At 62.0% G+C, this 14,420-nt stretch carries 17 protein-coding genes, 2 tRNA genes and 1 pseudogene; 9 read left to right on the top strand and 11 right to left on the bottom strand.

From position 1 onward, the window contains the following. Positions 1-8 precede the first annotated feature (8 nt). The 4 genes from NKJ04_RS17370 to NKJ04_RS17355 all read left to right on the top strand — a co-directional run bounded on the left by NKJ04_RS17370 (position 9) and on the right by NKJ04_RS17355 (position 3,396). A complete protein-coding gene (locus NKJ04_RS17370) occupies positions 9-1,211 on the top strand; it encodes a DNA-directed RNA polymerase (RefSeq protein ID WP_352676716.1) in 1,203 nt (400 codons plus the stop codon). 134 nt (positions 1,212-1,345) lie between these two features. Beyond that, positions 1,346-1,951, top strand: coding sequence for a hypothetical protein (locus NKJ04_RS17365; protein ID WP_352676713.1), 606 nt, complete (start codon positions 1,346-1,348; stop codon positions 1,949-1,951). Further along, positions 1,951-2,124 (top strand): hypothetical protein, encoded by a 174-nt coding sequence (locus NKJ04_RS17360; protein WP_352676710.1) that lies wholly within the window; start codon positions 1,951-1,953, stop codon positions 2,122-2,124. Before NKJ04_RS17365 ends, NKJ04_RS17360 begins: the two co-directional genes overlap by 1 nt. Before the next feature lie 213 nt (positions 2,125-2,337). Next, on the top strand, positions 2,338-3,396 hold the full coding sequence (locus tag NKJ04_RS17355; protein WP_352676707.1) for a tyrosine-type recombinase/integrase: 1,059 nt from the start codon (positions 2,338-2,340) through the stop codon (positions 3,394-3,396). Between the two features lie 76 nt (positions 3,397-3,472). Here NKJ04_RS17355 and NKJ04_RS17350 read toward each other — a convergent pair. Both NKJ04_RS17350 and NKJ04_RS17345 read right to left on the bottom strand, forming a co-directional pair. After that, positions 3,473-3,549, bottom strand: a tRNA-Arg gene (locus tag NKJ04_RS17350). A gap of 47 nt (positions 3,550-3,596) precedes the next feature. Further along, positions 3,597-3,902, bottom strand: coding sequence for an ETC complex I subunit (locus tag NKJ04_RS17345; RefSeq protein ID WP_023812590.1), 306 nt, complete (start codon positions 3,900-3,902; stop codon positions 3,597-3,599). A gap of 140 nt (positions 3,903-4,042) precedes the next feature. Here NKJ04_RS17345 and NKJ04_RS17340 point away from each other — a divergent pair. Together NKJ04_RS17340 and NKJ04_RS17335 are read left to right on the top strand one after the other, a co-directional pair. Further along, positions 4,043-4,119, top strand: a tRNA-Pro gene (locus NKJ04_RS17340). A gap of 101 nt (positions 4,120-4,220) precedes the next feature. Beyond that, positions 4,221-4,502, top strand: a complete 282-nt coding sequence (locus tag NKJ04_RS17335) for a hypothetical protein (protein WP_023812591.1) — start codon at positions 4,221-4,223, stop codon at positions 4,500-4,502. Between the two features lie 15 nt (positions 4,503-4,517). Here NKJ04_RS17335 and hdaA read toward each other — a convergent pair whose 3' ends face one another. The 3 genes from hdaA to NKJ04_RS17320 are packed head-to-tail and all read right to left on the bottom strand — an operon-like array spanning position 4,518 to position 6,955. Next, the gene (gene hdaA, locus NKJ04_RS17330) at positions 4,518-5,222 is read right to left on the bottom strand and encodes a DnaA regulatory inactivator HdaA (protein WP_352676703.1); all 705 of its coding nucleotides are present in this window, start codon (positions 5,220-5,222) and stop codon (positions 4,518-4,520) included. 1 nt (position 5,223) lies between these two features. Next, positions 5,224-6,426: an AI-2E family transporter gene (locus NKJ04_RS17325; protein WP_352676700.1), complete on the bottom strand. Its 1,203-nt coding sequence runs from the start codon at positions 6,424-6,426 to the stop codon at positions 5,224-5,226. Next, on the bottom strand, positions 6,398-6,955 hold the full coding sequence (locus tag NKJ04_RS17320) for a CDP-alcohol phosphatidyltransferase family protein (protein WP_023812594.1): 558 nt from the start codon (positions 6,953-6,955) through the stop codon (positions 6,398-6,400). Before NKJ04_RS17320 ends, NKJ04_RS17325 begins: the two co-directional genes overlap by 29 nt. Before the next feature lie 237 nt (positions 6,956-7,192). Between NKJ04_RS17320 and purM the strand changes: the two genes are divergently transcribed. From purM to NKJ04_RS17305, 3 genes are all read left to right on the top strand, one after another. Then, entirely contained in the window at positions 7,193-8,272 is a 1,080-nt protein-coding gene (purM, locus tag NKJ04_RS17315) for a phosphoribosylformylglycinamidine cyclo-ligase (protein ID WP_352676696.1), read from the top strand. Continuing rightward, on the top strand, positions 8,269-8,982 hold the full coding sequence (gene purN / locus NKJ04_RS17310) for a phosphoribosylglycinamide formyltransferase (RefSeq protein ID WP_352676693.1): 714 nt from the start codon (positions 8,269-8,271) through the stop codon (positions 8,980-8,982). The genes purM and purN overlap by 4 nt, the downstream gene beginning before the upstream one ends. A 195-nt stretch (positions 8,983-9,177) precedes the next feature. Then, entirely contained in the window at positions 9,178-9,684 is a 507-nt protein-coding gene (locus NKJ04_RS17305) for a SixA phosphatase family protein (RefSeq protein WP_352676690.1), read from the top strand. A 51-nt stretch (positions 9,685-9,735) separates the two neighbouring features. Here the strand turns inward: NKJ04_RS17305 and NKJ04_RS17300 are convergent, their stop codons facing one another. The 6 genes and pseudogenes from NKJ04_RS17300 to NKJ04_RS17275 form a co-directional block, all read right to left on the bottom strand. After that, complete coding sequence (locus NKJ04_RS17300) at positions 9,736-9,969, bottom strand: DUF680 domain-containing protein (RefSeq protein ID WP_352676687.1); 234 nt, start codon at positions 9,967-9,969, stop codon at positions 9,736-9,738. A gap of 414 nt (positions 9,970-10,383) precedes the next feature. Then, positions 10,384-10,611, bottom strand: coding sequence for a DUF680 domain-containing protein (locus tag NKJ04_RS17295; RefSeq protein WP_023812599.1), 228 nt, complete (start codon positions 10,609-10,611; stop codon positions 10,384-10,386). A gap of 47 nt (positions 10,612-10,658) precedes the next feature. Next, complete coding sequence (locus NKJ04_RS17290; protein WP_128305364.1) at positions 10,659-10,862, bottom strand: DUF680 domain-containing protein; 204 nt, start codon at positions 10,860-10,862, stop codon at positions 10,659-10,661. 47 nt (positions 10,863-10,909) lie between these two features. After that, the gene (locus NKJ04_RS17285; protein WP_352611869.1) at positions 10,910-11,113 is read right to left on the bottom strand and encodes a DUF680 domain-containing protein; all 204 of its coding nucleotides are present in this window, start codon (positions 11,111-11,113) and stop codon (positions 10,910-10,912) included. A 397-nt stretch (positions 11,114-11,510) separates the two neighbouring features. Next, positions 11,511-12,290, bottom strand: a complete 780-nt coding sequence (gene dapB, locus NKJ04_RS17280) for a 4-hydroxy-tetrahydrodipicolinate reductase (protein WP_352676683.1) — start codon at positions 12,288-12,290, stop codon at positions 11,511-11,513. 135 nt (positions 12,291-12,425) lie between these two features. Beyond that, a pseudogene (locus tag NKJ04_RS17275) lies at positions 12,426-14,403 on the bottom strand (ATP-dependent helicase); the annotation flags it as partial. Between the last annotated feature and the right edge of the window lie 17 nt (positions 14,404-14,420).

Here is a 14,420-nt window from a genome sequence, read left to right as displayed (position 1 = left end):
GCTACCACATGTTCCAGACTTTCACTCCGAAGGAATACCTCAAGATCGACATCGCCAACAATTTCGGCTTCGACAAGCAGGACTGGGATGATCGTATCAGCTGGTTCGACCAGAACGAGCATCAGCTCCATGCCCTGGTCTCCCAGGCCGACGAACCGGCCCTCTTCTATGCCGGCATCCTGGCCTGGGAAGCCGTCACTGCTGGCAGGCCAACCGGCTATCCGATCTCTCTCGATGCCACCTGCTCCGGGATCCAGATCCTGTCGGTATTGGCCGGCGATCGTAAGGCAGCCGAGATCTGCAACGTCGTCGACACCGGCAAGCGTGAAGACGCCTATGTTTCAGTCTACCAGGACATGGTCGACAAGCTCGGGGAGAGCGCCAAGATCGACCGGAAGCTGACCAAAAAAGCGATCATGACTGCCTTCTATGGTTCCACGGCACAGCCGAAACAGGTCTTCGGCGAAGGCGAGCTGCTCAGCACCTTCTACGAGACCATGGAGGAGCGTGCTCCTGGCGCCTGGAACATCAACGAGACCATGCTGGCGATCTGGGATCCGACGGCCCTCACCAACGAGTGGGTGCTGCCGGACAACTTCCATGTCGTCATCAAAGTCATGGGCTCGGTCACCGAGACCGTGCAGTTCCTCAACGAGCCGTTCGACATCTCGTATAAGGCCAACATGCCGATCAAGAACGGCCGCTCGCTGAACGCCAACATGACTCACTCAGTCGACGGCATGATCGTCCGGGAGATGGGATGGCGCTGCAACTACAAGCCGGAGAAGATCCAGGAGCTGGTAAAGCTGCTGGATGCCGGCGCAGCGGGCCGCAGCACCCGCAGGCCGCAGGACAAGCTCGTTCAGACCCTGTGGGGCCACTTCAAGGATTCGGGCTTCCTATCGGCTCGTATTCTCCAGCTGCTCGACATCGACAACATCGGTCTGGTCAGCCACACGCATATCGAGAACCTGATCCGCAGCCTGCCCAAGAAGCCTTTCGAGCTGATCTCGGTGCATGACTGCTTCAGGTGTCTGGCCAACTACGGCAACGACCTCCGCTGGCAATACAACAATCTGCTGGCCGAGATCGCCGAATCGGATCTGCTCGGCTTCATCGTCTCGCAGATGGTTGGCCATCAGATCGTCGTCAACAAGCTCGATCCCAGCCTGGCGCACGACATCCGCAACGCGAATTATGCGCTCAGCTGATTATTAAGATAATACCCCACAATAAAATGTGGGGTATTTTTAGTTATCCACAGGCCCGCGGTTTTAATAACCGTGGGCTTTTTTTCTGGTTGCGGATAGGCAATAAGCAATTCCACATTATCTAGGAAAACCCCATGTCCTATATGAATGATACCCAGCGAGTTGAACTCTCGCTGCCCGTTCACGTCATGCTGAGCGTGCTCATCTGTGGCGCCAACTGCGCCGAGCCAAGGGTGCAGGATAAAGCCGCCTGGGACGCCTTCAATGAGCGTCTGGCCACTGACCAGAAGTTCGCCGAATCCCACAAGACCTTCCAGCGGACCAAGCTCCTGCTGATCAAGGCGTGTAACGAGGCGATCGCCGGCGTTTACCCGGAGAAGAAGCAGATGTCCCTGCTGCGGCGCATTGAGCGGGTCCACATGGACATGGTCGAGCCTTACGTAAAGGACGACAATCCCGATCCAAGGAAGATAGGCATCATCGCCTTCTACCTGCTCCAGCACCTGGTCGACACCGGTACGCTGATCGTCCCCGAGGACAGCTCTTTCGGCAAGGCTCTCGAGCACATGCTGCCGGCGCTGTCGCCCTGGGAAGGATCCACCGAGAAGGAGATCCAGGACTACGAACACCTCAATCGCTCAGCTCGCAAGCAGGTCCGCAGGATCATGCAGCACCTCCAAGCCGAGGGCTATTATCGGGGATTATCTCTTCCTGATTATCAAGAAAAGGCAGCCGCATAATGTCGAAAATCGACATCAACGAGCATGCTCTGCAGGCCACGAAGGAGATGCACCGGAACAACTCCGAGGCAGCTTCCCAGGCTTGCATCGAGCTCATGCTCACCGACCACACAACCAAAGAGGTAGTCACCTGGCTCCGTGCCTGGGCAACCTACCTGGAAGAACGTTCGTGACACGCTCCCTCGCCATTTCCCAACGCCAAGCTCAGTCGCTGATTCGGGCGGCTGATGCCGAAAAAGCTATCGTGGAAGTCAAGATCGGAAACGCTGTTTACCGACTTATCCCCAAATCTCTCGCCGATATCGCCGCACCGGCTCTTGACGAGAGTCCCTCTCCGTCCGCCTTTAAGAACCTGGATGAATACAGGGCTTGGAGGGAGAGGAACCGTGATCGTGAAGATTAAGGGTATCCACAAGGTCAAGATGACGCTGGCTGATGGATCGAAGGAGATCTACTACTACGCCTGGCGTGGCGGCCCCCGTATGAAGTCGGCGCCGCACACCGAGGCGTTTGCTCGCGAGCATGCCCGTCTCAAGGACAAGGCGGCCGAGATCTCCAAGGTCATTCCGACCCTGGATACCCTGATCGAATATTTCACCGGGCCGGAAGCCGAGCTCAATCCCGACTTCCTGGCTCTGGCTGAAAGCACTCGTGTCGATCACCAATATGCCCACAAGCTGATCCTCAAGGAATGGCCGGGGCTGCCCCTCTCCTTCACGCAAGCGAAGGGCTTCAAGGGCGACATTCGTAAATGGCATCGCCGCATGCGGGCCAATCCAAGAAAGGCCGACAAGGCGCTTTTCTCCCTCTCGAAGGTGTTCTCTTACGCCATCGAGAATGAATATGACGGGATAGACAAGAACCCCTGCACCGGCATCACCCGACTCTACAAGGGATCCAGAAAGGATTTCCTGTGGACCGCCGAGCAGATAGCCATCCTGCGCGAGAAGCTTGAGGCGCACCTGTTGCTGCCATTCGAGATCGCTCTCGCCACCGGTCAGCGCCAGGGTGACATCCTGTCGATGACCTGGAAGCAGTGGGACGGCATCTACCTGATGTTCAAGCAGTCGAAGACTGGCAAGCAGCTCAAGGTCAAGGCCAACCCTCGGCTCAAGGCTCTGCTGGATCCGCTGGCCGTCACCAATAAGGACAAGATGCGGGTCTGCCTGAATTCTCGCAGCCGGCCATGGACCAAGGATGGCTTCAAGACGTCCTGGGGCAAGGCGATGGCCTCCGAGGAGATCAACATCAAGGGCGTCACCTATCACGATCTGCGCGGCACGTTCATCTGCGAGCGAGCCAGGGAAGGATCCTCGATCGAGGACATTTCACGCATATCTGGCCACTCGATGGCCGAGATCAAATCGGTGCTCGAAAAGCACTATCTGGCTACCGATCAGGGGCTCTCCGATGCGGTTATCGATCGCATGCAGAAGAACCCCTAGAGAACAAAAATTGTAAAACGATTGTAAAAGGTCTTGAAAATGAGCTACCACAAACTCTCAAAACCCTTGGAAATGCTGGCGATCCCGACAGGATTCGAACCTGTGACCATCGGCTTAGAAGGCCGGTGCTCTATCCAGCTGAGCTACGGGACCGCTGGCCGGCCTTTGGACCGGCTGGATATTCTGGCGCTGGGCGCCGTTCAATGCGTCCAGGGCGTCCTGCGGTCATAGCGGAAATTCTCCGCATAGGAAATCTGGCGGCGCTTGGTCTCTTTCGGCTCTTCGACGCGGAAAGCGAGCCCTTGCTTTTCGGCGTAGGCCACCGCCTCTTCCCGCGTGTCGAAGCTAAGCCTGATCTGGCTTCTCATGTCTGCCGACGTCGTATAGCCCATCAGCGGATCGATCTTCTTGCGCGTCTCGGGATCGAATTCCAGCACCCAGTGGCCGGTCTTGGCCTTGCCGGACTGCATCGCGGTTTTGGCTGGGCTGAAAATGCGCGCGGACATGGCCACCTCGTTCTTGTGCAAGGCGGCATCGCCACCCTTCGCCCGTCATTACTGCGCAATGCGCACGGCGGCAAGGTTTTTGCTCTCGCGGGTTTTTGCACTTGCCATGCACCACCGAAATGAATAGGCAACAGACCGTTCGGAGTGTAGCGCAGCCTGGTAGCGCATCTGGTTTGGGACCAGAGGGTCGGGAGTTCGAATCTCTCCACTCCGACCATCCCCTCACAGCCCAATGCCCGGCGCAGCCATATGGTCACTTGCTCCGGCTCCGGTCGTGCATCCGGCAGCCGCGGGCCGGTTCGGCAACAGGGGGTTCAGATGCTTGGAATCGATGCCTGGGTGTCGCTTTTCGGACCGGCCTACTTTGCCTATGCCGGCATCACCGTTCCGTTCATGGTGACGTGGGCAATTGCCTGCGCCGCGCTGGCGATGTGGAACAACCGTGAAAGCCGCAGACAGGCGAGGCAGGCCCCAGGCGCTGTCGTCTCCCGCTCCTGGCGTATCAGTATCGGAATGTTTGTGCTGGTCGCCGCCGGCTATATCGCCGCTCACTCTGCCGTCTACCTCGCGGTCCGTCATTTCGCCAGAATGTGGCTCTGACACTGGCCTCTCAGGCTAAATCTCGAATTCGCCCTGCCCTTCGTCCATGGCGTTGACGGTTTCGGCTGCCAGCGCCCTGGTGATCGGCGTCTTGCGTTCGAGCGCGGTCCGGTCGAGCCGCTCCACCACGCGCATCGCTGTCGCCAGCGAGCGCTCGATACGGCGGACCAGATACTGCACGACATGCGGTTCGACCTCGATCTGACGGTCGGCGAACAGTTTTGTGATGACGCCGGCGAGCAGGAGATCGTCGGGCTCATGAATTTCCACTGTCGCCGCCGCTTTCAGCCGTGAGGCGAGATCAGGCAGCGTGACGCCCCAGGCGGACGGGAAGCGGCGCGCCGTCAGGAGCAGCGTCGACCCGGCACCACGCACCGCATTGATCAGATGGAACAGGCCCTGTTCATCGACCGCGCCGGTATCGACATCGTCGATCAGTGTCGGCCGCGCGCCGAGATTGGCAATGCTGTCGCCGATGCGCCTGGCGTCGACCGCCACCGCATCGGCACGCGCGCGCCAGATCGAGGCCAGATGCGTCTTGCCCGAACCCGCGGGACCGGCCAGCACCACCACCGGCGATGGCCAGTCCGGCCAGCGGTCGACCAGCGCCACCGCCTGGTTGTTGGTGCCGGAGACGACGAGTTCGTCGCGCGAATAGCCGGTGCCATGGCCGAGATCGAGCGGCAACTGGCGTGGCGGGTCGGTTGGCTGGGCAGTCACTTCAGCGACGCGGTTGCGTGCGGTGGCCGCCGCCGCGATCGGCTGGAAGCTGCGGCACAGGTGCCGCGCCGCGGCCCTTGTAGAGCGGCGATTCGAGATAGCGGGCAATGGCGAACCGCACCAGCACGGCGACGGCCGCAGAAGCCGGCACCGCGATCAACAAGCCGACGAAGCCGAACAGCGCACCGAAGGCAAAAAGCGAAAACATCAGCCATACCGGGTGCAGGCCGACGCTTTTGCCGACCAGCCGCGGCTGCAGGATGTTGCCCTCGATGAACTGACCGATGAAGAACACGACCGCGGCGGCGACGATCATCGTCCAGTCCGGCCAGAACTGGACGAAGGCGACGCCGACGGCCAGCACCAGCCCGGTCAGCGAGCCGACATAAGGGATGAAGGAAATCAGCCCGGCGAACAGGCCGATGAGGATGCCGAAATTCAGCCCGGTCAGCGTCAGCCCGGTGGCATACATGGCGCCCAGCACCAGGCACAGCGTGCCTTGGCCGCGCACGAAGCCGGCGGTTGCGGTGTTGATGTCACGCGCGATGGCGCGCACGGTCGCGACGTTGTCGCGCGGCACCCAACCGTCGATGACCGCCACCATGCGGTCCCAGTCGAGAAGCATGTAGAAGGCGACCACCGGCGTCACCACGAACAGGCTGACCACCGAGACCAGCGCCATGCCGGAACTCCACAGCGAGGTGAAGACGGTGGTGATCAGGCCGAAGCCCGAGGTCAGCAGCGAATTCAGCCCGTCGCGCAAGCTATTGGCGTTGACGCCGAACTTCTGTTCCAGCCATTTCGGATCGAACGAGGTGATCAGGCTTTGCAGCCGGGTCAGATATTCCGGCAATTTGCCGGCGAAATCCGCCATCTGCGTGGCCAGAACCGGAATGAGGATGACGAAGGCCAGGACCAGCACGATGAGGAAGGAGATGAGGATGACCACCGTCGCCATGAAACGGGACAGGCCGAGCCGCTGCAGCCGGTCGGCAACGGGATCGAGGAAATAGGCAAGCACCATGCCGGCGACGAAGGGCAGCAGGATGGCGCTGAAAACATAGAGGAAAAGCGCCAGCAGCGCGGCGCCGGCCAGCCAGAAGAAGATCTGGCGGCGAAAGGTCGCGGACGCGGCGGTGTCGGCGGCCGCGGCCTCGATCGCTGCCGCTTCTGTCTCAGATGTCCGGAGTGGAGCCTTCGCCATAGCCGCTCATGTGCCTCAGCCAAGTCACGAGATAGGCTGCGGCCGAAGCCACGGTCAAGACCCCGGACAGCAATATGAGAACTGACCTCAGCGGGTCGAGATGAACGGCAAGGGCAAGTTCTCCCAGCACAAGCGCGGCCAGCACGATCTGGATCGCGGTGTTGGCCTTCGACACGAACAACGGTTTCATCTCGACCGGATGGGTCATGACGGCGGACAACACCACCGCGCAGACGATCAACGCGTCGCGCGACACCATGATGACGACAAGCCACAGGGGCAATTGCCCGATGAAGCTCATGACAACGAACACCGAAACCAGCAGCAGCTTGTCGGCCACCGGGTCGAGATAGGCGCCGAGGGTGGATTGCTGGTTGAAACGGCGGGCGATGAACCCGTCGACGCCGTCGGAAATACCGGCGACGAGGAACCCGGCAAAAGCCCAGTCCCAGCGCGCCTGCAGCATCGCCAGCACCACCGCCGGCACCAGGATAAGGCGCAGGATGGTGATCAGGTTGGGGATGGTCAAATGCTTGGCGCCTCCTCTTGGTCGGAGATAGATGATGAAGATGGCGGGTGGCAACAAGGGAGAAGCTGCCGATCTCCCGCACGGGAGAGCGGCTTTCAGCCCGGCTTTCGCCAATCACGAGCCCCTACGCGCGCCCTGTCCACGGTTTTGTAGGTCGAGATGGCCGTTATCCTTGCGGACAGAAACCGTTCATGCGAAGAGCCCGCGACAAGGAAAATTGTTGAACGGGCACCAGAAATGAGCAAGCGCGACGTGAACAAGCGCAAGAACGGGCTCACCTATGCCGAGGCCGGTGTCGATATCGATGCCGGCAATCTCATGGTCGAGAAGATCAAGCCGCTGGTGCGCGCGACGCGCCGGCCGGGCGCCGATGGTGAGATCGGCGGTTTCGGAGGCCTGTTCGACCTCAAGGCCGCGGGCTTTACCGACCCGGTGCTGGTGGCGGCCAATGACGGCGTCGGCACCAAGCTCAAGATCGCCATCGATGCCGGCAAGCACGACACAATCGGCATCGACCTCGTCGCCATGTGCGTCAACGACATCGTCGTGCAAGGTGCCGAACCGCTGTTCTTCCTCGACTATTTCGCCACCGGCAAGCTCGATCCCGACCAGGGTGCCGCGATCGTCGGCGGCATTGCCGAGGGCTGCCGCCAGGCCGGCTGCGCGCTGATCGGCGGCGAGACGGCCGAGATGCCCGGCATGTATCACGGCAATGATTACGACCTGGCCGGCTTTGCGGTGGGCGCCGCCGAACGCGGCCAATTGCTGCCCACCGACGATATTGTCGAAGGCGACGTGCTGCTGGGCCTGGCTTCCTCTGGCTTGCACTCGAACGGATATTCGCTGGTGCGCCGCATCGTCGCCGTCAGCGGTCTGTCGTGGAGCGATCCGGCGCCGTTCAACGACGAGGCCACGCTGGGCGAGGCGCTGCTCGAGCCGACCCGCATCTACGTCAAGTCGATTCTCAAGGCGATCCGCAACACGCATGGTATCAAGGCGCTCGCCCACATCACCGGCGGCGGCTTCCCGGAAAACATCCCGCGCGTGCTGCCCAAGGATTTTTCGGCCGAACTCGACCTCGAAGCGATCGACGTTCCTGCCGTGTTTTCGTGGCTGGCCAAGACCGGCGGCGTGGCGCCGGAAGAGATGATGCGCACCTTCAATTGCGGCATCGGCATGATTCTGGCAGTCGCCTCCGGCCAGGCAGCACAGGTCGCCGCCGTGCTGCAGGAGGCCGGCGAGACGGTGACGCCGATCGGCCGCATCGTGCCGCGCCGCGATGCCGGCGTCATCTATCGGGGCTCGATCGGCCTATGAACGCGCAGAGGAAACGCACAATTGTCCTGATCTCGGGACGCGGCTCCAACATGACCGCGCTGATTGCCGCGGCCAGCGACCCGGCGTTCCCGGCCGAGATCGTCGGTGTCATTTCCGACAAGGCGGATGCCGCCGGGCTCGGCATCGCCAGGGCGCGCGGCATCGCCACGCAGATCGTCTCGCGTGCCGACCATGGCAGCAAGCAGGCGCATGACGCGGCAATAGACGCGGCGCTCGCGGCCTTCAACGCCGAGATCGTGGCGCTGGCCGGCTACATGCGCATCCTCACCCCCGGCTTCGTCCAGAGATGGCAGGGCCGCATGATCAACATCCACCCTGCCCTGCTGCCCGCTTTCAAGGGGCTCGACACCCATGCGCGCGCACTGGCCGCCGGCATTCGCATCCATGGCTGCACCGTGCACTTCGTCACCTCAGAGATGGATGACGGCCCGATCATCGCGCAGGCAGCCGTACCGGTGATGGTCGGCGACACCGCCGATACTTTGGCAGCCCGCGTGCTGAAGGCCGAGCACCGGCTTTATCCGCTGGCATTGGGGCTGGTCGCCGAGGGCAAGGCGCGCATGGAGGCCGGCCGCACCGTGCTTGCCCACTTTGCCGACGATGCCGACAACGGCATTTCGGTGGTGATGGCCCCCGACCCGCTGCGCGAAGAAACCGACCTCGAGCATCTGGCGCGCATTACGCCTTGAGCCTAGATCGGGAATGACAACGGCACTTAGCCTGGAACCGCCAAATCAGACTCGGTGCCAGGCCGAAACGGACCGGCTGCGCAGAGCTTGGCTGGAAGGATTGGAAAGCGGCCCGTTAGATCCCTTCGACATTGAAGCGATCAAACAAAAGGCCCGCACTCGTCTGACCAGTCTCGCTGGTCCTGACCAACATCGATGAGACAACTACTTCTTCTCCGTCACGCCAAATCGAGCTGGGACGACCCTGATCTCGATGATTTCGACCGGCCTTTGGCCGAACGCGGGGTTAAGGCGGCGTGCTTGATGGGACGCGAGCTTGCAGCGCGCGGCTGGCTGCCGGACCTGGCGCTGGTGTCGCCGGCACTGCGCAGCCGCGACACCTGGCGGCTTGTGGCGGCGGAGCTGCCCGTGCCACCCCGGATCGCATTCAAGGCGCTGTACGATGCTTCAGCGGCGGACATTCTGAGCCAGATTGGTCAAACCGACGCTTCAAGCGGCAGCTTGCTGGTAATTGGCCACAATCCGGGCCTGGAACATTTGGCCAGACAGCTTGCCGGGCCGGGGTCAGACGCCAAGGCGCTCAAGAGACTTGAGGAGAAATTCCCGACGGCAGCCCTGGCCCGGGTGGTCTTCGAAGGCGATTGGTCCGTCGTGTCCCCCGCCCGGTTGACACATTGCCTGCGGCCGAAGGACCTTGGCTAGCGTCCATGGCAGGTGCGGCAGGCAAAGCCCACCGCACGCCCGCTTGAGCCGTCAGTTTCCCCAGTTGCCCTGGCCGGATTCCGGCTGGACAGAATCGGGCCTCAGCGTGAGGTCGCGGTGCTTGACCAGCCTGTGGGTCGAAGCCGTGTAACTGTGGTCGACATTGAGCGCGTGCGAGGTGACGGCCGGCTGATTGACATTGTCCGAACCATAGTTGTCGCTGCCGGCATAAGCGGTGCCAGTGGCAACGAGGATGGCGGCGGCGGTAAGAGCGATCCTGGTCATTTTATTTACTCCGGTATTTCCTGTTCCTGTCCGTCTAGTGGCGTGCCCTTGGGAGGAATTTCGCGTCGCTCGGACAGCCTCGATCTGGGTTTTTCGTGCGCCGGCTTCCAATCACGAAGACGTTCCCTCACGCGCGAAATCCGGACCTCGAACGTGGGCCAAGGTGTTGAGCTCACCCTGTTTTATCAATTGATCTCAAACACTTATAAGGGGGAATACCTGACGCATGGTGCGGCGGTTCGTCGAGCCAGCGCTCGCCATCCGTTCACGATTCGTCAACATAAATTGAACCAATTGGTTCGATTTACGATCGGCGCCCGACACTGGCGCCGTCGGCCGAAGTCCTGCTCATGCATAAAAAACAAGAGCGGCGGGCAAAGCCCACCGCTCTTTGTGGTCGCAGACTTCAGAAAATCAACGACCCCAGATGCCCTGGCCCGACTGAGCCGGCACGTTGGCATTGGCATCACCCTGCGTCTTCACGGACTTCGGGATCGAGCCGGTGTGCGTGGTGTCGATGTTGGACACGGACTGGTTCGCAACCGGCTGGTTGGCATTGTAAGAGCCGTAATTGTCGCTGCCGGCAAAAGCGGTGCCCGTGGCAACGAGGATGGCGGCGGCGGTGAGTGCGATCTTGGTCATTTTATTTACTCCTGAATTCAAGATTGGGTTGATAGCGGCAGTCGCGATTAGCGACCGAAGAGATTGCGGTCAGCGCCCTGCGAAGCGGGGGCCTGGACGGTCTGCGTCGACTTCGAGACCGAAGCGGTGACTGAATGGTCGACAGTGACGGCAGGCTGATTGGCGTTGGCCGAGCCATAGTTGTCGCTGCCGGCAAAAGCAGTGCCCGTGGCGACGAGGATGGCGGCGGCGGTAAGAGCGATCTTGGTCATTTTATTTACTCCTGAATTCAAGATTGGGTTGATATCGGCAGTCGCGATTAGCGGCCGAAGAGATTGCGGTCAGCGCCCTGCGAAGCGGGGGCCTGGACGGTCTGTGTCACCTTCGAGGTCGAAGCGGTGACCGAATGGTCGACAGTGACGGCAGGCTGATTGGCGTTGGCCGAGCCATAGTTGTCGCTGCCGGCAAAAGCAGTGCCCGTGGCAACGAGGATGGCGGCGGCGGTAAGAGCGATCTTGGTCATTTTATTTACTCCAGTATTTCTTTGTTCTGTCCGTCTAGTGGCGTGCCCTTGGGAGGAATTTCGCGTCACTCGGACCACCCCGAGATGGGCTTGCCCTGCCGCGGATTCCAATCACGAAGATGTTCCCCCGCGGCTCGAATTCGGACCTTGAAATTTGGCACAGGGCCTCGGCGGTCATAATTTTACTGTTCGAAATCAAATCGTTAGTGAGATTCTTCTCCCACCATACGAGGCCGACAACCAAGCCAGCGTTCACCATCTGCTATACAGTCCGTCAACAGAAATCGAACCGAACGGTTCGGTTTGAAGAGACCTGACTCCTCCAGCATTCTTTTTTACGGTGCGGAGGCGGACGAGATATGGGTGCGTACGTCCAACCGGGACGACAAACCGGCCGCTACAGGCCGGTCATGCCCAGCACGTCGCGCATGTCATATTCGCCGGGCGGACGTCCAGCCACCCAGAGTGCGGCGGCGATCGCGCCGCGGGCGAACATGATGCGGTCGCCGGCTGCATGCGACAAGGTCAAGGTCTCGCCCTCGGCGCAGAAGCTGACGCTGTGTTCGCCGACGATGCTGCCGCCACGCAGCACCGCAAAGCCGATCTCGCCGGTCGGCCGCGAGCCGATGACGCCATCGCGTACACGCCTTGCGACCGTGTCCAGATCAATGCCGCGTCCGCCGGCTGCGGCATGCCCCAGCATCAACGCCGTTCCCGATGGCGCATCGACCTTGTGGCGATGATGCGCCTCGACAATCTCCACGTCCCAGTCATCGGGATCAAGTGCCCGCGCGGCCTGCTCGACCAGTCCGATCAACATGTTGAGCCCGAGCGAAAAGCTGCCGGAGCGCACGATGGCAATTGTTTTCGCGGCGTCGGCGATCGCAGCCGAATCATCAGCATCGAAGCCCGTTGAGCCGATGACCAGGGCCGGCCCGCCGCGTTCGGCGCAAATGCTGGCCAGATCAGCCGAGGCAGCCGGCGTGGTAAAGTCGATGACCACGTCGGCCACGGCAAGCGCCTCGTCGCGGCTCACCAGCCCTTCGCCGATACTGCCCGGCCGGTGGAAGCGGGCGGCGAGCGCCAGCCGCGCGTCGTCCTGCACGGCCGCCGCCATCTCGCGGCCCATGCGGCCCAGCGCACCCGCGATGGCGACCCTGACCGGTGGTTTCGACATGGCGCTATCCCGCGGCTATTTATTTCCACATGCCGCGCATGCGCGCGCCGATGTCGACGCGCACCTCCGGCCGGGCCGCCCTGCCCTGTGCCACCTGTGCGCTCGGCCATGACACCTGCTGGAACGCCGCCAGGATCGAAGCCGGGATGAAGCGGGTGCGCGAGGCATAGAGATGGCGGTCGCCGCGCGCCGCCTGGCCGTGCGGAAAGAAGCGTTGCGGCATGACCAGGTTGAGATTGTCCTTGGCCCGCGTCATCGCCACGTAGAGCAGCCGGCGCTCCTCCTCGATGTCTTCCTTGGTGCCGACGCCGAGATCGGCCGGGATACAGCCGTCGACCGTGTTGAGCACGAAGACGTTCTTCCATTCCTGGCCCTTGGCCGAATGGATGGTCGACAGGATCAGATAGTCCTCGTCGCGATGCGGCGGCCCGGCCTGGTCACTGGTGGCGTCGGGCGGATCGAGCGTCAATTCTGTCAGGAAGCGTTGGCGCGAAGCATAGCCCGAACCGATCTGCTCAAGTTGCAAGAGATCGGCGCGCCGCGTCGTCGCATCTTCGTGGATGCGCTCCAGATGCGGCTCATACCACAGCCTGACCTGTTCGAGGTCGGCCGGCCATTTGGCGCCGGCGCGCAGGCCGGAATAGAGCGAGACAAAGCCCGGCCAGTCATCCGCCGCGCGTTGCGGCGGACGCCAGCCGGCCAGCCCCATGGCCTCGTCCAGCGCCGTCGTCATGGTCTCGACGATCTGCGCGGCAGCCGAAGGGCCGATGCCTGGCATCAGCTGCAGCACGCGGAAGCCGGCGACGCGGTCGCGCGGGTTCTCGGCGAAGCGCAGCACCGCCAGCACGTCCTTGACATGGGCTGCATCGAGGAATTTCAGCCCGCCGAACTTGACGAAGGGAATATTGCGCCGCGTCAGCTCGATCTCCAGCGGGCCGCTGTGGTGCGAGGCGCGAAACAGCACCGCCTGCGATTTCAGTGCCGTGCCGGCCTCGCGCTCGGCCAGGATGGTATCGCAGACGAAATTGGCCTGCTCGACCTCGTCGCGCACGCTCACCAGTTTTGGCCTGTCGGTCGACTTGCGCTCCGACCACAGGTTTTTGGTGAAGCGCTCCGAGGCTTCGCCGATCACCGCATTGGCGGCCGCCAGGATGGTTTCGGTGGAGCGGTAATTGCGCTCCAGCATCACGACGTCGGCGGCTTGCGCGAACTGGTTGGGGAAGTCGAGGATGTTGCGCACCTCGGCGGCACGGAACGAATAGATCGACTGTGCATCGTCGCCCACCACCGTCAGCCCGGCGCCGTCGGGTTTCAGTGCCATCAGGATCGAAGCCTGCAAGCGGTTGGTGTCCTGGTATTCATCGACCAGCACATGGTCGAAACGCCTGCCCAGATGCGCTGCTATCTCGGGCTCCGCCGCCATCTGCGCCCAGTAGAGCAGCAAATCGTCGTAATCGAGCACGTTCTGTGCCTGCTTGGCCTCGACATAACCGGCGAACAGTTCTTTCAGTTGCTCCGCCCAGCCGGCGCACCAGGGAAAGGCAGAACCCAAGACCTCGTTGAGGGGCGCCTGTGCGTTGACGGCGCGCGAATAGATGGCAAGGCAGGTTCCCTTGGTGGGGAAGCGCGCTTCCGTCTTCGAGAAGCCGAGTTCGTGGCGGACCAGGTTCATCAGGTCGGCGGAATCCTCGCGATCATGGATGGTGAAGGCAGGGTCGAGGCCGATCTCCAGCGCATAGTCGCGAAGCAGCCGCGCGCCGATGCCGTGAAAGGTTCCCGCCCAGGTCAGCGCATCGGTGAGGACAGCTGCATCGCGGCCGAGCACTTCGCCGGCGATACGCTCGACGCGCCTGGCCATTTCGGACGCGGCGCGGCGCGAGAAAGTCATCAGCAGGATGCGGCGCGGGTCGGCCCCCTTGACGACCAAATGGGCGACGCGGTGAGCCAGCGTGTTGGTCTTGCCCGAACCCGCGCCGGCAATGACCAGCAGCGGACCGGCTATTTGGCCGTCGCCGTGCTCGACTGCCTGGCGCTGGGCATCGTTGAGCCGGGCGAGATAGGCCGGCTGGACGGTCGGGTCCCGAAAGGTCGAATCAGCAGTGGCGAGGTTCATCGCCCATCAAGCATCGT

The organism is Mesorhizobium sp. M0618, from assembly GCF_040320765.1.
In the GTDB taxonomy this organism is placed as follows: Bacteria; Pseudomonadota; Alphaproteobacteria; order Rhizobiales; family Rhizobiaceae; genus Mesorhizobium.
Note: the sequence above shows the minus strand (reverse complement) of the source record. Positions and strands in the feature narration are given on the sequence as shown.